We start from the raw sequence: 18,465 nt of genomic DNA, 5'->3' as shown, positions 1-18,465 counted from the left end.
TTCGCACGAAGGGCCCGCACCTCGCACAGGGTGCGGGCCCTTCGGCGTGTCCGGGCTGCCCCTGTTCGCACCGGGCTGATCCGGCTGAGCCGCTTGCACTCGACCATGCCGAGTGCTAATCATTGGCGTTAGCACTCTGAAGGTGAGAGTGACAAAGAAGGACCGGGTCGGTGAGGCCCGCAGGCCAGGTGGGGCAAGGAACCACGGGGCCGGCGAGCCGTCCGTCGCGGGCGCGGGCGCGGTCCGAAGGAATCACCCCCAGTCCTGGAGGGACCACTTCACATGGCCAAGATCATCGCGTTCGACGAGGAGGCGCGGCGCGGCCTCGAGCGCGGCATGAACCAGCTCGCGGACGCCGTCAAGGTGACGCTCGGCCCCAAGGGCCGCAACGTCGTCCTCGAGAAGAAGTGGGGCGCCCCCACGATCACCAACGATGGTGTCTCCATCGCCAAGGAGATCGAGCTCGAGGACCCGTACGAGAAGATCGGCGCCGAGCTGGTCAAGGAAGTCGCCAAGAAGACGGACGACGTCGCCGGTGACGGTACGACCACCGCGACCGTCCTCGCCCAGGCCCTCGTCAAGGAAGGCCTGCGCAACGTCGCCGCCGGCGCCAACCCGATGGCCTTGAAGCGCGGTATCGAGAAGGCCGTCGAGGCCGTCTCCGCCGCCCTGCTGGAGCAGGCGAAGGACGTCGAGACCAAGGAGCAGATCGCCTCCACCGCGTCCATCTCCGCCGCCGACACCCAGATCGGCGAGCTGATCGCCGAGGCCATGGACAAGGTCGGCAAGGAAGGCGTCATCACCGTCGAGGAGAGCAACACCTTCGGCCTGGAGCTCGAGCTCACCGAGGGCATGCGCTTCGACAAGGGCTACATCTCCGCCTACTTCGCGACCGACATGGAGCGCATGGAGGCGTCGCTCGAGGACCCGTACATCCTCATCGCCAACTCCAAGATCGGCTCCGTCAAGGACCTGCTCCCGCTCCTGGAGAAGGTCATGCAGTCGGGCAAGCCGCTGCTGATCATCGCCGAGGACGTCGAGGGCGAGGCCCTGTCGACCCTGGTCGTCAACAAGATCCGCGGCACCTTCAAGTCCGTCGCCGTCAAGGCCCCGGGCTTCGGCGACCGCCGCAAGGCCATGCTCGGCGACATCGCCATCCTCACGGGCGGCGAGGTCATCTCCGAGGAGGTCGGCCTCAAGCTGGAGAACGCGACCCTGGACCTCCTGGGCCGCGCCCGCAAGGTCGTCATCACCAAGGACGAGACCACCATCGTCGACGGTGCCGGCTCCTCGGACCAGGTCAACGGCCGGGTGAACCAGATCCGCGCCGAGATCGAGAACAGCGACTCGGACTACGACCGCGAGAAGCTGCAGGAGCGCCTGGCGAAGCTCGCCGGCGGCGTCGCGGTCATCAAGGCCGGTGCCGCCACCGAGGTGGAGCTCAAGGAGCGCAAGCACCGCATCGAGGACGCCGTCCGCAACGCCAAGGCGGCCGTCGAGGAGGGCATCGTCGCCGGTGGTGGCGTGGCCCTGCTGCAGGCCTCCCAGGTCTTCGAGAAGCTGGAGCTCGAGGGTGACGAGGCGACCGGCGCCAACGCCGTGCGCATCGCGCTCGAGGCCCCGCTGAAGCAGATCGCCGTCAACGCCGGCCTCGAGGGCGGTGTCGTGGTGGAGAAGGTGCGCAACCTGACCCCGGGCCACGGCCTGAACGCCGCGACCGGCGAGTACGTCGACCTGGTCGCCGAGGGCATCATCGACCCGGCGAAGGTGACCCGTTCCGCGCTGCAGAACGCCGCCTCCATCGCCGCGCTGTTCCTCACCACCGAGGCCGTCATCGCCGACAAGCCGGAGAAGGCCGCCGCGCCGGCCGGTGGCGGCATGCCGGGCGGTGACATGGACTTCTGATCGGCCTCGGGGCTCCGGCCTCCGGTTGATCAACGTCCTTACCGAGGGCGGCACTCCCTGTCAGTGGCAGGGAGTGCCGCCCTCGGGCGTGTCCGGGAGCCGCTCGCGGGCGCGGTGAGAGCCGTCAGCCGCCGCAGGCTGGCCTGCCGCTGCACCACGCTCAGCCCGGTGACGGCTGCACCGAGCGCCAGCCAGCCCGCCGGACCGGCCGTCATCACCGCGCCGGTCAGCAGCAGCGGCCCCACCGACTTCTGCACCGACTGCGCCATCCCGGCCACGCCCAGATAGGAGGCGCGGGCACGCGGCGGCGCCAGGACGACCGCCAGCTCCCAGGAACTCACCGAGCGCAGCAGTTCGGCCAGGGTGACCAGCAGCGCGGCCGCGAGCATGGCGAGGGAGGCCGGCCAGGCCGTGCCGCCGGTGGCGGTCGCCAGCACGAGGCAGCAGGCGAGCAGCGTCATGCCGTACCAGCCCACTGCCGCAGCCGCCCTGCGCGGGCCTTCGGCCCATGCCGAGACCCGGAGTTGCAGGACCACGACCAGCACGGTGTTGACCACCAGGAAGGCGGGGACGACCGCGTGCGGCGCGCTGGTGTGGTGCACCAGCCACAGCGGCAGCCCGACGTTGAGGACGGAGTCGTCCAGGTTCATCGGGATGTCGAGCAGGACGAAGAGCAGGTAGCCGCGGTCACGCCAGGGGGTGAGGGCGGGGGCGGGGGTCCCTGGTCCGTCGCAGGTGCTGTCGTCGGCGTGGTTGCTGTGCGCCACGACCAGGCCGTGACCTGCCGGCTCGCGGGTCCGCCAGACCAGCGCGGCGGCCAGGAGGTAGGAGAGCGCGTTGGCCAGGATCAGCGCGCGGTAGGCGTTCGGGGTGCCCACGCCGAGGCCGAGCGCGGCGATGCCCGCGCCGACGGCGTAACCGGCGTTGGCCACGCTGCGGAACAGCGCTTGGTAGGTGGCCCGCCGCTCACCCGCGGCCCGGGTGGCGAAGAGCATCTCCAGCGTCTTGGCCGCTCGCTCTCCCAGGCTGGTGAGGGCGACCACGGGGAGCAGGGTGGCGAGGTCGTCGGCGACCAGCAGCAGGACCATCGTCCCCAGGCGCAGCAGATGGCAGCCGATCAGGAGGTGGCGTACGGGCAGCCGCTCGGCAGCCCGCCCGGCGAGCGGCGACCCGGCGATCCCGGCGACTGCGCCCACCCCCAGCAGCAGCCCGAGTCGGCCGGCGTCCAGCCCGCTCACAAAGGTGAAGTAGAGCACGGAGGCCGCGGCCCACACGCCCGTACCGGTCCGGTCCACGCACTGCGCGAGCAGCATGATCCGCGCGTCCCGACCGCCGGGCGGCCGCCGCAGCTGCGCTATCAGCCCGTCCCCGCCGTTCTTGCCGCTTCCGGCCCGTCGCATGGCCAGCCCCCGTTTCCACCGTCGCGATAATCTCGATGTCAAGATACTTGATATCGATAGACCGGACGAGGGGCAGCGGGACGGGTCAGTCGGCGTAGTCCTTCAGTTTCTCGGTGTCCAGCGTGATGTCGACGGGGGAGGGGAGTACGACGGTGGCGCCCCAGGGATGGGACGAGGACTGCTGGTAGCGGCCGTCCTTGGGTTCGCTGAAGACCGTGAGCGTGTGGTGATCGCGGTCGATGAGGAGGTAGACGGGGATCTCGGCCCCGGCGTAACCGATGGGCTTGTCGATGCGGTCGCGCTCGTCGGTGTCGCGGTCATGGGAGGTGATTTCCACGGCCATGAGGGCGCCGTCGGTGTCCGACCACTCGCCGTGCCCCCTGAAGTGGCCCTCCGGCGCGAGGAAGCCGTCCGTGCGGGCACGACCCTTGCGATAGGCCTCGGCCTTCACGCCCCGTTCGGGCATGAGGTTCAGCTCGGGGCGCTGCTGCATGCACTGACGGAGCAGCCACATGAAGATTTCGCCGTGGTTGCCGTCCGGCATGGCCTTGACTACTACCTTTCCGTTGACGTATTCCAGCCGCACGGTTTCGGGGGCTGAGGCCTCCAGCTCCTCGAACTCCTCGACGTCGAGGGGCCCGTGTCGAACGCACAGGCGCCCGCCGAGGAACTCCAGCCGGTTGCGCAGCTCCCTCGGAGCCCTGCGGGCGAGTTCCTCGAAGTCTTCGACGGACATCTGCGGGCGTTCTTCGGTGTCAGGGGTCATCGCGTCGCCTCCTCCCTTCCATCGTGCCCCGGGGTGGTCTCGCCGGACCGTAGGGGCGGTCATGTGGGTGTCCTCTCTTGTCGGCGTAGGGACATCGCAGCCCGGATCTCGCCCGCGCGGGCGTGGACCGCGGTGGCGGGCAGGGGCGCACCTGGGTGCGCGGGGGCGCGTTCGCCCCGGCAGCCGCCGCACACGCCTCCCGGCAGTGCTTCCGGCCGCCCCGGCACCCCGCACTCCGCGCACTCCAGGACCCGGCGGGGCGCTGGGCGGGGGACCGGTTCCGGTGGGATCTTGTCGATGAGGCGGCGGCGGACCAGTGCGGCCGGGTGGTGGACCGGCGTCGGCAGGCCCTCGGTCAGCGCGCGAAGTACGGCCTCGTCGGTGGCCCCGCGCGCGAACCACTCCGTCAGCAGCGGGGCGAGCGTGGCGCAGTCGGCGGCGGAGAGGGACAGGACAGGGGCCGTGCGGCCCAGGGCGGCGAGGAGGATGTGGGCGCGGGAGCGGGTGGGGCCCGGTCGTTCGGGTGGGTGCGGCTCCTCCGGTACGTCTCCGCGCGTGAACGCCGCCCACCAGGCGTCGTCGCGTGCGGTACGGGACCACCACGATCGGGTGATCCAGCGTGAGCCGCCGGAGTCGGTCTCCAACCGCTCCCGGCCTCGCCTCAAGTGGCCGGCCGCCTGGAGCCGGTTGAGGGCCGTACGCAGGGCGCACTGGCCGTAGGGAAGCTGCTTGGCCAGCGTTTTCACCGAGATGTCGGCGCCGTCGGGGAGGCGGTCGAGGTAGGCGGCGATGGCTGCTTCGCGGGGCGGGAGGTGCGTGAAGTCGTGGTTGGTGCGGGTGCGTTGGTCGGGCGCGGAACGCTTTCCGTAACCCGGATTGGCCATCGGGTGCGGGGACGCGTGCGCGGGCAGGAGGGCAGGGCTAAAGTTGGCTACAGCCATGGGATCGAGCCTCGTAATCGATCTCGTTGGTCAAGCCCCCGCAGGTGTTCCCGCACCTGGCGGGGGCTGTTCGTTATGCGGGCACGCTAGAGCCTCGTGACTGTGCGTGGCAAGTCGAATGCGTGAGGTCAACTCTCAGGGTGGGCGGGTGGGTTGGGCCCTCCACCCATTCCTTGCAAAGAGGGCTCGAAGCTCAAAGCTTGAGGTTCGCGACGAACGCCGACCACGCCTGCGACCGGAACACGAGCTTCGGGCCGTGGGGGGCCTTGGAGTCTCGGACGGGGACGAGCGTGGAATGGCCGTCGGCGACTTCCAGGCAGTTGTCGGCGTTGCCGCTGTAGCTCGACTTGATCCATGCGGCCGCGCTCAGATCTGGGTCAGGGATGTGCCTCATGGGCGTAATCCTCCGCCAACGCCTCGACCAGGGCCAGGGACTTCGCCTGTGAGAGCGCGGAGGCCACGAGGAGGTCGAACACGAACCTCAGTTGGGTGACGGTGGCCGGGTCGTCCTCCAGTCGTCCCGTGCGGACTCCTTCCAGGCAGGCGAGCGGAGGAGCGTCCTCGAAGTCCATCAGCTTCAGGGCGCCCTCCATCGCGGTGTGCGCACCCGCGCTGAGCGGCAGCACCTGCATGATGACCCGGCCCCGCCGGGCCAGACCGGCGACGTGGAGCAGCGCCTCTGCCATCACCGCCCTGCCGCCTGCCTCTCGGCGCAACGCCGCCTCGTCAAGCACCACCCACAACAACGGCTTTGTTGGATGGGCGAGTAGACGGGCCCGCGCCATCCGGTTGTCCACCCACTCCTGGATGATCTCCTCCGGTGCCGTCGGGTCGTACGCGTGGTTCACGGCCCTTGCGTAGGCGGGCGTCTGCAAGAGCCCGGGGATGAGCAGCGGGGCGTACTGCCTGATCGCCGTGGCGTCGGTCTCCGACTCCGCCACCTCCGCGAAGTGCTCCTGATATCGCGACTTGGCTGCTGCCTTGTAGTTCCGCGCGAAGAATCCACCCGTCTCCAGAACCTCATCCAGCATCCGCGCATACTCCAGCTGCATCCGCCGCGTGCCCGCCTCCAGCTGCCCGATGAACGAGCCGCTGATGAACAGCCGTTGACCCAGCTGCTCCTGGCTCAGGCTCCTCCGCTCGCGGGCATGCCGTAACTCCGCCCCCAGCAAGGCGCGTGGCGATGACGACGGGTCGAGGTCCTTCGGTCCCGGCATGGCAACTCCTCGTCCTACAAACAGTGCTGTTGGGACGCCGTGTCTGGCCAGTTAGGACGCCGACGGCCACGCTGTGTGGTGAACGGCAACACTCAGCGTGGAGGAATTGGCGCAATGGAAGCGAAGGAAATGAACGCCGATGAGCGGCCCGCCCGGACGGCCGAGGAAGCCGTCGAGCGGCTGCGCGCGGCCTTGCGCGGGGTCGGCGTCGTCCTGCCGTCGCTGCGGGTCGACCCGCTGAGCGTCTCGGACGAGGACCCGTACGCCCTGGTCGACCTGGGCCGCTGCAATCTCGGCGTGGCCTCCCGGCTGGCGGCCGCGCTGGGCCGGGTGCCGGAGTACGCCGTCGACGCGCGCAGCGGGCGGCTCGGTGAGGTGATGGGGCGGGTGGGCGGCCGCGTGCAGTTGCGGCCCGTCGGGGGTGGGCGGGAGTGGGACTGCCCGCCGGAGTCGGTCGAGCCGGCGCCGCCGGGGGAGGTGCTGCGGGAGCGGGTGCGGCGACTGAACCGGAACAGTGTGAGTGGTGTCACGTGAAGGGCTTCGGCGGGGGCGGAATGCGGAGCAGCGCCTAGGTGATTACTTAAGAAGCTGCAACAATGCGTGCTCACATACCGACCGGTTAACCCTGCCTTTCACGAGGAGCCCCTCACGTGACCGTCACGACGTCCGCCTCCCGCGCGGCCCAGATCCTGTCCCGCCCGATCGCGCTCAACGGTCTCACCGTGCCGAACCGGATCGTGATGGCGCCGATGACCCGCATGTTCTCCCCGGGCGGCATCCCCGGTGAGGATGTGCGCTCCTACTACGCGCGCCGCGCCGCCGCCGGTGTCGGGCTCATCGTCACCGAGGGGACCTACGTCGGCCACGAGTCGGCCGGCCAGAGCGACCGGGTGCCGCGGTTCCACGGTGCGGAGCAGCTCGCGGGCTGGGCGAAGGTCGCCGAGGACGTGCACGCGGCGGGCGGCACCATCGTGCCGCAGCTGTGGCACATCGGCATGGTCCGCAACCAGGGCGACGCCCCGTTCCCGGACGCCCCGGCCGTCGGCCCTTCCGGCCTGGTCACCGCGGGCGCCGAGCCCACGGGCAAGGCGATGACCCAGAAGGACCTGGACGACGTGATCGGGGCGTTCGCCGAGGCCGCCGCCGACGCCGAGCGCATCGGCTTCGACGGCGTGGAGCTCCACGGCGCCCACGGCTACCTCCTGGACCAGTTCCTGTGGGAGGGCACCAACCGGCGCACGGACGCCTACGGCGGCGACCCGGTGGCCCGTACGAAGTTCTCCGCGGAGATCGTCGCCGCGGTCCGCGAGGCGGTCTCCGCCGACTTCCCGATCCTCTTCCGCTACTCGCAGTGGAAGCAGCAGGACTACACCGCCCGGCTCGCCGAGACCCCGGAGGAGCTGGAGGCCATCCTGACCCCGCTCGCCGCGGCCGGCGTCGACGTCTTCCACGCCTCCACCCGCCGCTACTGGCTGCCGGAGTTCGACGGCTCGGACCTGAACCTGGCCGGCTGGACGAAGAAGCTCACCGGCAAGCAGGTCATCAGCGTCGGCTCGGTCGGCCTCGACGGCGACTTCGTCAACGCTTTCCGGGGCGAGGGCTCCCCGGTCAAGGGCATCGACAACCTCCTCGACCGTCTGGAGGCCGACGAGTTCGACATGGTCGCGGTGGGCCGCGCGCTGCTCCAGGACCCGGAGTGGGCGGCCAAGGTGCTCGCCGACCGCTTCGACGAGCTGAAGCCGTACGACGCGGCCTCGATGAAGACGCTCAGCTGAACACGGGAGGGATAGGACTTTCCCGCCGTTGCCCTTGCTGACCTGACGCCTACAGGTTGCCCATGGGCTCGATGTCGACGTGCACGGGTGTGCCCCACACCCGTAGCACCTCATAGTCGGTGAACTCGTGCACGAGCCGGTACGCCATCGCGGGCCGCGATCCTCGCCGCTGGGCGGCGAGATACGCCTCGGCCTCGCGCCGGTCCCTGCGCGGCGTCCCGCACAGCTGCCACTCCTGCCCGTTCCACGCCTCCGGCAGCCAGCGCTGCTGCGGCTGCGGCCGGTCGGCGCGCACGCCGTACCGAGAGGGTGCGGTCGGCACCGGCTGCGCCGGACCGGGCCGGCCCTGGAACTCCGACCGCCGAGCAGCGCGCCGCCGGGTCTCACAGAGCAGACACAGATCGGGCGCGCTCTCGTCGACGGGCCCTTGCGGGTGCTCGGGGCACCGGGTGCTCGGCGCGCTGGAGGAGACACTCTCGTCCAGCAGGTCGAGCGCCCTGCGCAGATCTGCCTTGATCTCGTGCAGCCGGGCGTCCGGCGTATCGGCGGTCACCGCCTCGCCGTGCTCCCCGAGCAACCGGAGGGCCCGTCCGAGAGCGGCGAGCTGGGCGTGGTTCATGGTCGGTCCGTGTAGCCCTTCAGTTTCTCGGTGTCCGGTGTGATGCCGACCGGGGGCGGCAGCTCGACGGTAGCGCCCCGGTCATGGCGTTGCCTCCTCCAGGGTGTACGAGGTCGGCCGGGAGGCCCGCCGGCTGCTTCCGGGGGCCGTTTCCGGCGGCGGCTCATCTGGCGCTGCACCCTGGGCCGGCAGCGGCCGGGGCTCACGCGGGTGTGGTCGGCCGGCGTCGGCGGGGGAAGCCGAAGAGGTACGTCGCCGCGAAGCCGACCGCGTATCCGGTCAGGAGTCCGCCCGCGTAGATCGCCGCCGCGACCGCCGGGCCCCGGTTTCCCGTCAGCAGCGGGAACAGGGCCCAGCCCGACGGTCCGATCGCCGTCGCTCCCACCCGGCTGCCGAGCATCGCGAAGAACCCGACGAACGCCCCGCCCGCCGCGCCGCCCGCGCAGGCCGTCAGGAAGGGCCGGCCGAGGGGGAGCGAGACGCCGTAGATCAGGGGCTCGCCGACGCCCAGCAGCCCGGCCGGGAGCGCCGAGCGGATCGTCGTGCGCAGGGAGACGTCATGGCGCAGGCGGACGTACACCGCGAGCGCCGCGCCCACCTGGCCGGCGCCCGCCATGGCCAGCAGGGGGAGCAGGACGGTGTAGCCCTGCTGTTCGATGAGGGTGGTGTGGATGGGAATGAGGGCCTGGTGCAGGCCCAGCATGACCAGGGGGAGGAAGAGGCCGCCCAGGACGAGTCCGGCGACGGCTCCGGCGGTCGCGAGGAGCCAGTTCGCCGCCGTGCCGATCGCCGACGCCACCGCACCGGCCGCGTACATCAGGCCGTACAGCGTCACCAGGCCGGGGACGAGCACGGTGACCGTGGGGGTGAGCAGGACGTCCAGGGCTCCGGGGACCCTGCCCCGGCACCACTTCTCCACCCGCGTCGCCAGCAGCGCCGCCATGAGCGCGCCGAGCACCCCGCCCTGCCCGGGTGCCAGGTGTGTCCCGAACGCCGTCACCTTCGCCACGCCCGGATAGACGACGACGGCGGCGACCGCGGCGCCGAGCACGGGTGTGCCGCCGAACTCCCGGGCCGTGTTGTGGCCGACGAACACGGCGATCAGGGCCAGGAAGGCGGAGGCGACGGCGGCCAGCGCGGGCGTCAGGCCGGGCAGCCAGCCGGCGTTCACCAGCAGGCCGTTCAGCCCGGCGAGGACACCGCAGCCGATCAGGGCGGGGATGAGCGGCACGAAGACGTTCGCGACGCGCCGCAGGGCGGTCTTGAACGGGGTGGCGTTCCGCCGCCGCAGCTCCTCCTTCCACCGCGCCCCGTCCTCTGCCGACCGGGCCCCGCCGCCCGCCGGTCGCCCCGCGGTGACCTGTGCCTCCACCTCCCTCGTGACCTCGTCGACCACCCCGGGGCCGAGCACGATCTGGCAGACGGGGCCGTCGGACACCACTCCGAGGACACCGGGCAGGGCGCGCAGCTCCGCCTCGTTCGCCGCCGCCGGGTCGGCGAGGGTCAGCCGGAGGCGGGTCATGCAGTGGGCCACGGAGGTGACGTTGGCCGGGCCGCCCACCCGGGTCAGGAGGGCGGTCGCGGCGGAGGCGGGGTCGTTGCGCACGCCCCGAGCGTGCGGGTCAGCGGGCCGTGTGCGCCAGCGCGGCACGCAGATGGCCGCCGGACTCCTCCAGAAGGCGGGCGGCCGTCGGGCCGTCGACACCGGCGAGCAGCGCCAGGATCGCGTTCTTCACCTCGCCGCCGGACTCGCTGAGGGCCTTCTCGATCTCCTCGTCCGAGGCGCCCGTGGCGAGGGAGACGATCCGGCGGGAACGGGCCCGGAGTTTGTCGTTCGACGCGCGGACGTCGACCATCAGGTTCCCGTAGGTCTTGCCGAGCCGGATCATCGTGATCGTCGACAGCATGTTGAGGACGAGCTTCTGGGCCGTGCCGGCCTTCAGCCGGGTCGAGCCGGTGACCAGCTCGGGGCCGACCACCACCTCGATGCCGTGCTCGGCCGCCGCCGCGAGCGTGCTGTGCTCGTTGCAGGCCAGGCCGATGGTCAGCGCCCCCAGGGCGCGGGCGTGCTCGACGGCCCCGATCGCGTAGGGGGTACGGCCGGAGGCGGAGACCCCGACGACCGTGTCGTCCGGAGTGACCTTCAGGGCGTCCAGGTCCCGGCGGGCCAGCTCGTCCGAATCCTCCGCGCCCTCGACGGAGGTGACCATCGCCTCGGGGCCGCCCGCGATGAGGCCGACGACCTGGGCGGGATCGGTGTTGAAGGTGGGCGGGCACTCGGAGGCGTCCAGCACACCGAGCCGGCCGGCGGTGCCCGCGCCGGCGTAGATCAGCCGCCCGCCGCGCGCCATCCGTTCCGCGAGGGCGTCGATGGCGGCGGCGATCCGGGGAAGCTGGACGGCGACGGCGGCAGGCACGCCCGCGTCCTCACCGTTCATCAGGCGGGCGATGTCGAGGGTGGGCAGACGATCGATGTCGGCCAGCTCCGGCCGGAAGGCTTCGGTGGTCAGGGAAGCCAACTGACGACGCAGGTCAGAGGAGGTCATGGGGGGTGGCTCTCTCAGGTCTGGGTGCCGTGGTGCGTGCTGTTGCTCACCCGAGGTGATGCAGAGGTGATTCACCTGGGGCTGGTGCGATGCCGGTGAGCCAGCGCCTCGTACGACGCGGCCAGCGCGGGCGCCGCCGTCTCGTAGGTCCGCTGGGCCACTCCCACGAACAGGCAGTCCACCACGAGCAGTTGACTCGTCCGCGAGGACATCGCGGCCGGTCGCAGCTCGCTCTCCCGTGAGGTGGACGTGGTGAGTACGTGGTCGGCGTACTGGGTGACCGGCGAGTCGGGCCGGCCGGTGATGGCCACGGTCGTGGCCCCGTGCTCGAAAGCGACCCGCAGCGGCTCGATGACGTCCCCCGTCGAGCCGGAGTGGGTGATCGCGATCGCCACGTCGCCCGAGCGGAGCTGCACCGCGTTGGTCACCGCGAGGTGCGGATCGCCGTGGGCGTGGGCTATGAGGCCTATGCGAAGCAGTTTCTGGGTGAGGTCCTGGGCGACGAGCCCGGACGCCCCTATGCCGTACACGTCGGTGCGCCGCGCGCCGGCCAGCGCGCCGACGGCGGCGTCCAGCTGGGCGGTGTCGAGGCCGGCGGCCGTGTCGGCGAGGGTCTGCTGCTCCTCGTAGGCGAGCTTGGCGACGACGTCGGCGATGGGGTCGTCCACCGCGATGTCGGTCGTGATCGCGGGCGCGCGCCCCGACTGCTGCTGTGCGGCGAGGCCGGCGAGGGCGAGGCGCAGATCGCGGTAGCCGGGGTAGCCGAGCAGACGGGCGGTGCGGACGACGGTGGCCTCGCTGGTGCCGGTGAGTTCGGCGAGGCCGGTGACCGTGAGGGCGGCGCAGCCGGCCGGGTCGCTGGCGACGGCCTCCGCCACGCGGTGCATGGACCGGGTCATGGAAGGGCCGAGGGTGCGCACCTTGGCGGCGAGGGAACCGCCCGGACTGCCGAAAATTTCCTTCACGTCCTGGGTCACACATGAAAGATATTTTCGGTTCGGCGTCGTGGTCAAGAGTGCGGACAATGAGTTGCATGGAACCCCTCACTCCTCTTGAGCAGGCCCTGCACGCCGCGCGCGCCCTCGTGCTCGCCGACCTCGTCGCGGGCCAGGTGGCGGAGGCGGCCGTGGTGTCGCTGGTCGAGGACTCCGTCGCGGAGCGGCGCTGGTGGGTCGAGCAGTGGCCGGACGGCGCCGCCTATGTCGCCGGGCTGGTCGCACAGGACGTCCAGGACGCGCTGCTGGAACGGTACGGCCGCTGGCCGCTGTGCCCGGTGTGCGGTTCCGGCGATCCGCACGCGCTGGACGTGGAGCCCGAACTGGGCCCCGACCCGCACTGGGTGTGCACCAAGGCGGGCGTGAAGGTCGCGGCCGTGGGCTCGCTGGGTACGGCCACCGGCGGAATGACCTCGTCGTGACGCTGTACATCGACCCGCCCGCCTGGCCCGGACACGGCCGCATGTGGTCGCACCTGGTCAGCGATGTGTCGTACGACGAACTGCACCTGTTCGCCGCGCGCTTGGGCGTGCCCCGGCGGGCCTTCGAGCGCGATCACTACGACCTGCCGTCACACCGGTACGCGGACGCGGTGGCCGCCGGAGCGGTGGAGGTCAGCAGCCGCGAGGTGGTGCGGCTGCTCACCGACTCGGGCCTGCGCCGGCGCAAGGGGCTCGCTCAGCGGCGCAGTTCGTAGGCGAACTCGTCACCCTCGTCGCTGACCTGCGTGAACCCGGCCCGGCCGACCACGGCCTGCGAGGCGGTGTTGTCCCGCTCGACGGTCGCGAAGAGGGAGCCGACGTCCTCACGGGCCAGCGCCCAGTCGGCCAGGGCGCGCAGCGCCTCCGTCGCGTAGCCCTGGCCGCGGGCGCCCTCGACGAGGTCGTAGCCGATCTCCACCCGGCCGTCCTCGTCCGGGACGCCGTGGAAGCCCATGCCGCCGATCGCGCGGCCGTCCTCGTGCCGGACCAGTGCGAAGACCCCGAACTCCGGGCGGTGCACGCCGGCTTCGTACGCCTTCAGCAGGGCGGAGCAGGCCCTCCGGGTGCCGTCGTACGGCCCGCCGTCGAGCCAGCTGAAGCCACCGTCGCCGCCCAGCCGCAGATCATGGGCGGCGGACGGGCGGACGCCGACCAGGGTGACGCGCTCGGCCGGGATGACGAGGTTGTGGTACCAGGTCCACCCGGTGACCGGGGCACGGCCGGGCAGCTCCCCGCGGCCGCTGGCCCACAGCAGCGTCGGCCAGGGCGCGGGACCGGGCCGGACGTGCGGGAAGAGGCAGGCCAGGAGGGATGAGGCGAGGCCGGCCGGCGGCTCGTAGCCGATCCCCAGCCCCTCGGCCATGTCGTGCGTGTGCAGCAGCACCTCGGCGATGCCCATCGCCGCGAAGCCCTCCGCGTCCGTGCTGCGGAAGGGGGAGGGGTGGAAGGCGCGGACACCGGGCGGTGCGGTGCGGACGGCGGCGGCGAGCAGCGCGCCGGTCGTCTCGATCACGTGCAGCAGGCCCGCGTTGTCCGTGCCCTCGTCCAGGGTCAGCTCGAAGGGGACGTACGCGTCCTGCGCGCGTCCGGCCAGGCTGGCGGCGTAGGCGATCAGGTCGTCGGCGACATGGACCGCGGTGGCATGGCAGTCCCACTCCACCCGCCCGGCCCGCACGGCCCGCCAGTCCCGGTCCACCGCCGGTCGCAGGGCTGTCGTGCAGCCTGCCACAGCCTCGATCACATCGTCCCCGTCCATCGGTCGCATGGGGCGAACCCTAGGGGGCACCTTCCCTCAGGGCGACAGCATTTCCAGCTCGCCGGAGAGGTTGTAGCGGGCGGTGGCCTCCCAGTGCTCCTGGCCGTACGGGGTGCGGAACAGCCGGGGCAGCTCCAGGAGTTGCCGCAGAACCGCCGAACGCCCTTCCCGGAAGGCGTCGTTCGGCACGAAGTGGTACTCCTCGCGCACCTCGGCGGTGTAGGCCGCGTACGCCGACGGGGGTGCGGCCAGGATCGCGAGGTCGGCGTCGCACAGCACCTGCCCGTCGCGGTCGTCGTCGGCCGGGTCGTGCGTGACGGTGAGCCGGACCAGCCGGGCCACTTCGGCGGTCCTGGCCTGCGAGACGCCGGCCTCGGGGAGGGCGCGTTCGGCGAGGCGGGCGGAGCGCTCCTCGTTCGTCGACCGCTCGGGCAGATAGACGGCGTCGTGGAACCAGGCTGCCAGGCGTACGACGTCGGGGTCGGCGGCGTACTTCTCCAGGACGTCGATACGGTCGAGGACCGCCGCCAGATGCGCGACGGTGTGGTACCGGCGATGCGGCTCCTGCCAGCGGCGCAGCAGGACGTCGGCGTATCGGTACGGGTCCGGGTGGCAGGGGTCGTCCCGTGTCGCGAGCAGGGCCCGCGCCCAGCGGGAACGCAGGTCGTCGAGGTCGGCCATGCCGTCATTCTCCCGCCGGGCGACCGATGCGCCCAGCACGGCGCCCGGTGAACGGGGGCACGGCACCTTCGGACGGGGGGCACGGGCGTACTCTTGGAATTGGACTAGACCTGTACTGCCGACGGACGAATGGGGTGCCATGAGCAAGCGTGCAGTCCTGGAGGTGATCGCGCTCGACGTCGAGGACGCGGTCGCCGCCCAGGCCGGAGGCGCGGACCGCCTGGAACTGGTCACCGACATGGCGGCCGACGGGCTCAGCCCCGCGCCCGCCACCGTCGCCGGGATCCGGGCCGCCGTCGACATCGACCTGCGCGTGATGCTCCGCCTCGCGGACGGGTTCGCGGCCGGTGACGTGGACCATCTGGTCCGGGTGGCCGGTGAGCTGCGCGAGGCCGGCGCCGACCAGTTCGTCCTCGGCTTCCTCGACGCGGACGGCGCGGTCGACCTGGCGGCGGTGGAGCGGGTGGTCCACGCGCTGGACGGCTGCGCGTGGACCTTCCACCGTGCGATCGACCGCGCCGCCGACCGCAACGCCCTGCGCAGACAACTCGCCGGGCTGCCCGGCCTCGACACCTACCTCACCGCGGGCGCCGCCGACGGCGTGGACGCCGGCCTGCCGACGCTGCTCGCGGAGGCGGAGCGGCGGGGCGAGCCGGGGTACGAGCAGCAGCTCCTGGTGGGCGGCGGACTGCGCCTGGACCACGTCCCGAGGCTGCGAGCCGCCGGTATCGACGCCTTCCACATCGGCGGGGCGGCCCGGCCCTCCGGGTGGGAGGGGCCGGTGTCGGCGGAGGCGGTCGCCGGGTGGCGCGCGACGCTGGACGGCGTGGCCGCCTAGCGTCCGCGCCGCCTCACTTCACCGGGCGCAGGCACAGCGTGGTCATCTGGTCCGTGCCGTACTCGATGTCGGCGACGTATTCGCCGGACGCGCAGATGCCGTCCTTCGGGTCCTTCACGAGGTACTGGGCGTCTGCCGCGTCGCAGGACACCTTCTTGAGGTCCCAACGGGTCAGGGTGCCGTCGTTGTGCGCACACTCCCCGGCCGACAGGGGCGCGGCGCTCTTCGTCGGGTGGAAGGCGGCGCCGCTGCCGCTGTCATCGGCCGACGAGGCGATGAGGATGAGCACCGGAACGGCCACCAGCATCAGGACGAACCCGGTGAGCGGGACGAGTCCGACCAGTCCCGTCGGCCGCTTGAACACCGGTTTGCCCGGGTCCAGGCCGGGGCGCTGGGCGGCGGCCGGTGCGGGGAGCCTGCGGATCCTGGACAGGGCGAAGAGGTTGATCAGCAGCGTGATGGGCGTGATGAACATGGACATGGGACCCCACCACCCCTGCGCCATGGTGTCCGACTGCATCTTCCGGAAGACGGCGAGCGCGCAGGGGTGGCAGAAGGTGCCGCGCCGCCGCAGCTGCCGCATGATCACCAGGAAGCCCTGGTGGCCGCGGATCGTCACCGCCGTCGCGGGCGCCGCGCCGCACACCTCGCACCCGGCGCCGGGAGCGGACGGGTAGGCGCCCGGGGCGGACGGGTAGGCACCGGGGGCTTGCGGGTACGGCGCCTGCCCGTAGCCGCCCGGTGCCTGCTCGTACGGCCCGGAGTTCGGCTGGTACGGGTTCTGCTGGTACGGGTTCTGCTGGTATGCGGGGTGCGGAGGCGGCGGAGTGCTCAACGGAGGCCTTTCCATGGGGACGTGACGGAGCCGCAGAGCACCCTAAGCCCTGCCGTCAGGCCAACTGGGCCGGTACCGGGGCCGAGTGCGTCACGATCAGACCCGACACCGCACGTGTCAGCGCCACGTACAGACGTCGCAGGCCGGTGCGTTCGTCCGGCTCGCCGTCCACCACCGCCTGGGGCTCGTCCAGGACCACGTAGTCGTACTCCAGGCCCTTGGCGAGGGACGCCGGGACCAGGGTGAGGCGGGTTTCGCGGGTGGTCTCCTCGCCGGGGGCCAGATACGGGAACCCCGCCGCCGTCAGCGCCTCGGCCAGCGCCGGGATCCGGGCATCAGCGGCGATCAGGCCCGTCGAGCCCTCGTTGCGCAGCAACTCATCGCAGGCCGCGACGACTTCGGAGGTCCCTGTCGTGGTACGGACCTCGAAGAAGCCCGGGTTCTCACGGACCGACGCGACCGGGGTGAGGCCCGGGGCGATGTGCGGGAGGAGGCGGGAGGCGTAGCTGATGACGTCCGTGGGGACGCGGAAGCCCGCCGTCAGCTCCTCGATGACGCCCTCCGTCTTGCCGAGGTGGGCGAGGGCCTCCTCCCAGCTGCGGGTCGCCCAGGGAGTCGTACCCTGCGCCAGGTCGCCCAGCACCGTCGCGCTGCCCGTGGTGCAGCGGCGGCCGACGGCCCGGTACTGCATGGGGGAGAGGTCCTGCGCCTCGTCGAGGACCACGTGGCCGAGCGAGTGCGTGCGCTGGATCAGGTCCGCCGCCTCGTCGATCAGCACCGCGTCCGCCGGCGCCCACTTCGCCGACTTCACGCTGCGCACCGGCCTGTCCCACAGGATCGTCTTCTGCTCGTCCTCGTCCAGGACCCCGGCGGCGTGCTCGGCGAGGAAGTCCGCGTCGGTCAGCAGCCGCAGGACCAGCTTCGCCGGGTCCACGACCGGCCAGACCTGCTTCACGGCCGCCTTCACCGCGCTGTTGCGGGCGACGGCGTCCTGCACCCGGTCGTCCGGCGCCTCCCCGGCCCGCTCCATCTGCACCAGCACCGCGTGCGCGATCCGCTGCGGCAACGCCTCGCGGGCGGCCCCGTACCGGATGTCCCGCTGCAGCAACTCCCGGACGATCTCCTCCAGTTCGTACGCGGGTACCCGCCAGCGCCGCGAGCCGCGCACCACCACCACCGGCTCCGTCGGCAGGCTCACATGGGAGTACAGGGCCCGGCGGAGCACCTCGGCCATCCGGGCGTCGCCCTTCACCACCGCCGCGGCCGCCTCGTCCGTGCCGCGCACCTCCACCTGCGCGACCAGGTCGTCCACGGTGGCCTGCTGCACCGCCAGTTCGCCCAGGGCGGGGAGGACCTGCTCGATGTAGTGGAGGAAGGAGCGGTTCGGTCCGATGACGAGGGTGCCGGTGCGGGCGAGGCGGTCCCGGTGGGCGTAGAGGAGGTAGGCGACCCGGTGCAGGCCGACGGCGGTCTTCCCGGTGCCGGGGCCGCCCTGGACGCAGACCGTGCCGGAGAGACCCGAGCGGACGATCTCGTCCTGCTCGGGCTGGATGGTGGCGACGATGTCCCGCATGGGGCCGACGCGCGGCCGTTCGATCTCCTGCTGGAGCAGCTTGCTGGTGGTGGCGGCCCCCGACGGCTCCGCCGGGTCGGACAGGTGCTCGTCCTCGTACGCGGTCAGCTCGCCGCCGGTGTAGCCGAAGCGGCGGCGCAGCCCGACGTCCATCGGGTCCTTCTTGGACGCCCGGTAGAACGGCTGCGAGACCGGCGCACGCCAGTCGATGACCATGGGGTCGCCGCCGGCGTCGTGCACATGCCGCCGCCCGATGTAGAAGCGTTCTCCGTCCGCTCCCTCGGCCTGGTCGGCGCCGGGTGCGTGCAGGTAGTCCAGCCGGCCGAAGAACAGCGGGGTGCCGCTGAGGTCGGCCAGGGCCTTGATCCGCTCGTCGATCTGACGGGACAGCACTTCGGCGTTGACCCAGTTCGCGGTGACGTCGCGGATGTCCAGCGCCTCCACGTCCTCGCGCATGGCGCGCAGGGCGAAGCGGGACGCGGCGAGGTGCGAGCGCTCTCGGGCGAGCGGGTCGTCGAGCGGTTCGTGGGCGGGCGCGGACAAGGGATGCCTCCGGATCTGCTCTTTCATGACCGGGCATGACGGGGCCGCCCGGTTTCCGTCCGGGCGGCGGCACTCCATGGAGGGAGGCGGGCAA

19 protein-coding genes are annotated in these 18,465 nt (G+C 71.9%); 6 read left to right on the top strand and 13 right to left on the bottom strand.

Annotated elements, in window-relative coordinates; translation table 11 throughout:
* The first annotated feature begins 282 nt into the window (after positions 1 to 282).
* Positions 283 to 1,905: a chaperonin GroEL gene (gene groL, locus ABZ624_RS07845; protein ID WP_184965634.1), complete on the top strand. Its 1,623-nt coding sequence runs from the start codon at positions 283 to 285 to the stop codon at positions 1,903 to 1,905.
* A 38-nt stretch (positions 1,906 to 1,943) separates the two neighbouring features.
* On the opposite strand, the gene ABZ624_RS07840 is transcribed toward groL, so the two are convergent.
* The 5 genes from ABZ624_RS07840 to ABZ624_RS07820 all read right to left on the bottom strand — a co-directional run bounded on the left by ABZ624_RS07840 (position 1,944) and on the right by ABZ624_RS07820 (position 6,229).
* Positions 1,944 to 3,305 carry an MFS transporter gene (locus ABZ624_RS07840; RefSeq protein ID WP_360083742.1) on the bottom strand — a complete coding sequence of 454 codons (1,362 nt, stop codon included), beginning with the start codon at positions 3,303 to 3,305 and terminating at the stop codon, positions 1,944 to 1,946.
* A gap of 85 nt (positions 3,306 to 3,390) precedes the next feature.
* Positions 3,391 to 4,071: a Uma2 family endonuclease gene (locus ABZ624_RS07835; RefSeq protein ID WP_360083740.1), complete on the bottom strand. Its 681-nt coding sequence runs from the start codon at positions 4,069 to 4,071 to the stop codon at positions 3,391 to 3,393.
* Positions 4,072 to 4,130: 59 nt separating this feature from the next.
* Positions 4,131 to 4,955, bottom strand: a complete 825-nt coding sequence (locus ABZ624_RS07830; RefSeq protein WP_360084073.1) for a hypothetical protein — start codon at positions 4,953 to 4,955, stop codon at positions 4,131 to 4,133.
* A gap of 250 nt (positions 4,956 to 5,205) precedes the next feature.
* Positions 5,206 to 5,406: a DUF397 domain-containing protein gene (locus ABZ624_RS07825; protein WP_360083738.1), complete on the bottom strand. Its 201-nt coding sequence runs from the start codon at positions 5,404 to 5,406 to the stop codon at positions 5,206 to 5,208.
* A complete protein-coding gene (locus tag ABZ624_RS07820; RefSeq protein WP_360083736.1) occupies positions 5,390 to 6,229 on the bottom strand; it encodes a helix-turn-helix transcriptional regulator in 840 nt (279 codons plus the stop codon). The genes ABZ624_RS07825 and ABZ624_RS07820 overlap by 17 nt, the downstream gene beginning before the upstream one ends.
* A gap of 114 nt (positions 6,230 to 6,343) precedes the next feature.
* Here ABZ624_RS07820 and ABZ624_RS07815 point away from each other — a divergent pair, with 114 nt between their 5' ends.
* Together ABZ624_RS07815 and ABZ624_RS07810 are read left to right on the top strand one after the other, a co-directional pair.
* Positions 6,344 to 6,763, top strand: a complete 420-nt coding sequence (locus ABZ624_RS07815) for a hypothetical protein (RefSeq protein ID WP_360083734.1) — start codon at positions 6,344 to 6,346, stop codon at positions 6,761 to 6,763.
* Positions 6,764 to 6,879: 116 nt separating this feature from the next.
* Positions 6,880 to 8,004 (top strand): NADH:flavin oxidoreductase, encoded by a 1,125-nt coding sequence (locus ABZ624_RS07810; protein ID WP_360083732.1) that lies wholly within the window; start codon positions 6,880 to 6,882, stop codon positions 8,002 to 8,004.
* A 49-nt stretch (positions 8,005 to 8,053) separates the two neighbouring features.
* Here the strand turns inward: ABZ624_RS07810 and ABZ624_RS07805 are convergent, their stop codons facing one another.
* From ABZ624_RS07805 to ABZ624_RS07790, 4 genes are all read right to left on the bottom strand, one after another.
* The gene (locus ABZ624_RS07805) at positions 8,054 to 8,623 is read right to left on the bottom strand and encodes a hypothetical protein (RefSeq protein ID WP_360083730.1); all 570 of its coding nucleotides are present in this window, start codon (positions 8,621 to 8,623) and stop codon (positions 8,054 to 8,056) included.
* A 202-nt stretch (positions 8,624 to 8,825) separates the two neighbouring features.
* Positions 8,826 to 10,229, bottom strand: a complete 1,404-nt coding sequence (locus ABZ624_RS07800) for a PTS transporter subunit EIIC (protein ID WP_360083728.1) — start codon at positions 10,227 to 10,229, stop codon at positions 8,826 to 8,828.
* A gap of 16 nt (positions 10,230 to 10,245) precedes the next feature.
* Positions 10,246 to 11,169, bottom strand: coding sequence for an N-acetylmuramic acid 6-phosphate etherase (gene murQ, locus ABZ624_RS07795; RefSeq protein ID WP_360083726.1), 924 nt, complete (start codon positions 11,167 to 11,169; stop codon positions 10,246 to 10,248).
* A 71-nt stretch (positions 11,170 to 11,240) separates the two neighbouring features.
* Positions 11,241 to 12,146, bottom strand: a complete 906-nt coding sequence (locus ABZ624_RS07790; protein WP_360083724.1) for a MurR/RpiR family transcriptional regulator — start codon at positions 12,144 to 12,146, stop codon at positions 11,241 to 11,243.
* Between the two features lie 56 nt (positions 12,147 to 12,202).
* Here ABZ624_RS07790 and ABZ624_RS07785 point away from each other — a divergent pair, with 56 nt between their 5' ends.
* Entirely contained in the window at positions 12,203 to 12,586 is a 384-nt protein-coding gene (locus ABZ624_RS07785) for a hypothetical protein (RefSeq protein ID WP_360083722.1), read from the top strand.
* Entirely contained in the window at positions 12,583 to 12,861 is a 279-nt protein-coding gene (locus tag ABZ624_RS07780) for a DUF4031 domain-containing protein (protein ID WP_360083720.1), read from the top strand. Before ABZ624_RS07785 ends, ABZ624_RS07780 begins: the two co-directional genes overlap by 4 nt.
* On the opposite strand, the gene ABZ624_RS07775 is transcribed toward ABZ624_RS07780, so the two are convergent.
* Together ABZ624_RS07775 and ABZ624_RS07770 are read right to left on the bottom strand one after the other, a co-directional pair.
* The gene (locus ABZ624_RS07775) at positions 12,843 to 13,910 is read right to left on the bottom strand and encodes a GNAT family N-acetyltransferase (protein WP_360083718.1); all 1,068 of its coding nucleotides are present in this window, start codon (positions 13,908 to 13,910) and stop codon (positions 12,843 to 12,845) included. The genes ABZ624_RS07780 and ABZ624_RS07775 overlap by 19 nt on opposite strands.
* Positions 13,911 to 13,937: 27 nt before the next feature.
* Positions 13,938 to 14,582: a hypothetical protein gene (locus ABZ624_RS07770; RefSeq protein WP_360083716.1), complete on the bottom strand. Its 645-nt coding sequence runs from the start codon at positions 14,580 to 14,582 to the stop codon at positions 13,938 to 13,940.
* Between the two features lie 139 nt (positions 14,583 to 14,721).
* On the opposite strand from ABZ624_RS07770, the gene ABZ624_RS07765 reads away from it, so the two are divergent.
* The gene (locus ABZ624_RS07765) at positions 14,722 to 15,420 is read left to right on the top strand and encodes a copper homeostasis protein CutC (protein WP_360083714.1); all 699 of its coding nucleotides are present in this window, start codon (positions 14,722 to 14,724) and stop codon (positions 15,418 to 15,420) included.
* Between the two features lie 13 nt (positions 15,421 to 15,433).
* Here the strand turns inward: ABZ624_RS07765 and ABZ624_RS07760 are convergent, their stop codons facing one another.
* Both ABZ624_RS07760 and ABZ624_RS07755 read right to left on the bottom strand, forming a co-directional pair.
* Positions 15,434 to 16,255 (bottom strand): hypothetical protein, encoded by an 822-nt coding sequence (locus ABZ624_RS07760; protein ID WP_360083712.1) that lies wholly within the window; start codon positions 16,253 to 16,255, stop codon positions 15,434 to 15,436.
* A 55-nt stretch (positions 16,256 to 16,310) separates the two neighbouring features.
* On the bottom strand, positions 16,311 to 18,398 hold the full coding sequence (locus ABZ624_RS07755; protein WP_360083710.1) for an ATP-binding domain-containing protein: 2,088 nt from the start codon (positions 18,396 to 18,398) through the stop codon (positions 16,311 to 16,313).
* Between the last annotated feature and the right edge of the window lie 67 nt (positions 18,399 to 18,465).

Source organism: Streptomyces sp. NPDC007205 (genome assembly GCF_040634095.1).
In the GTDB taxonomy this organism is placed as follows: domain Bacteria; phylum Actinomycetota; class Actinomycetes; order Streptomycetales; family Streptomycetaceae; genus Streptomyces.
This window is presented reverse-complemented; position numbering and strand designations above follow the sequence as displayed.

Excerpts from the sequence above, each read along its gene's own strand:
- ABZ624_RS07755 (WP_360083710.1), bottom strand. The coding sequence starts at position 18,398 with ATGAAAGAGCAGATCCGGAGGCATCCCTTGTCCGCGCCCGCCCACGAA.
- ABZ624_RS07775 (WP_360083718.1), bottom strand. The coding sequence starts at position 13,910 with ATGCGACCGATGGACGGGGACGATGTGATCGAGGCTGTGGCAGGCTGC.
- groL (WP_184965634.1), top strand. The coding sequence starts at position 283 with ATGGCCAAGATCATCGCGTTCGACGAGGAGGCGCGGCGCGGCCTCGAG.
- ABZ624_RS07770 (WP_360083716.1), bottom strand. The coding sequence starts at position 14,582 with ATGGCCGACCTCGACGACCTGCGTTCCCGCTGGGCGCGGGCCCTGCTC.
- ABZ624_RS07820 (WP_360083736.1), bottom strand. The coding sequence starts at position 6,229 with ATGCCGGGACCGAAGGACCTCGACCCGTCGTCATCGCCACGCGCCTTG.
- ABZ624_RS07785 (WP_360083722.1), top strand. The coding sequence starts at position 12,203 with ATGGAACCCCTCACTCCTCTTGAGCAGGCCCTGCACGCCGCGCGCGCC.
- ABZ624_RS07765 (WP_360083714.1), top strand. The coding sequence starts at position 14,722 with ATGAGCAAGCGTGCAGTCCTGGAGGTGATCGCGCTCGACGTCGAGGAC.
- ABZ624_RS07825 (WP_360083738.1), bottom strand. The coding sequence starts at position 5,406 with ATGAGGCACATCCCTGACCCAGATCTGAGCGCGGCCGCATGGATCAAG.
- murQ (WP_360083726.1), bottom strand. The coding sequence starts at position 11,169 with ATGACCTCCTCTGACCTGCGTCGTCAGTTGGCTTCCCTGACCACCGAA.
- ABZ624_RS07835 (WP_360083740.1), bottom strand. The coding sequence starts at position 4,071 with ATGACCCCTGACACCGAAGAACGCCCGCAGATGTCCGTCGAAGACTTC.
- ABZ624_RS07805 (WP_360083730.1), bottom strand. The coding sequence starts at position 8,623 with ATGAACCACGCCCAGCTCGCCGCTCTCGGACGGGCCCTCCGGTTGCTC.
- ABZ624_RS07815 (WP_360083734.1), top strand. The coding sequence starts at position 6,344 with ATGGAAGCGAAGGAAATGAACGCCGATGAGCGGCCCGCCCGGACGGCC.
- ABZ624_RS07840 (WP_360083742.1), bottom strand. The coding sequence starts at position 3,305 with ATGCGACGGGCCGGAAGCGGCAAGAACGGCGGGGACGGGCTGATAGCG.
- ABZ624_RS07830 (WP_360084073.1), bottom strand. The coding sequence starts at position 4,955 with ATGGCCAATCCGGGTTACGGAAAGCGTTCCGCGCCCGACCAACGCACC.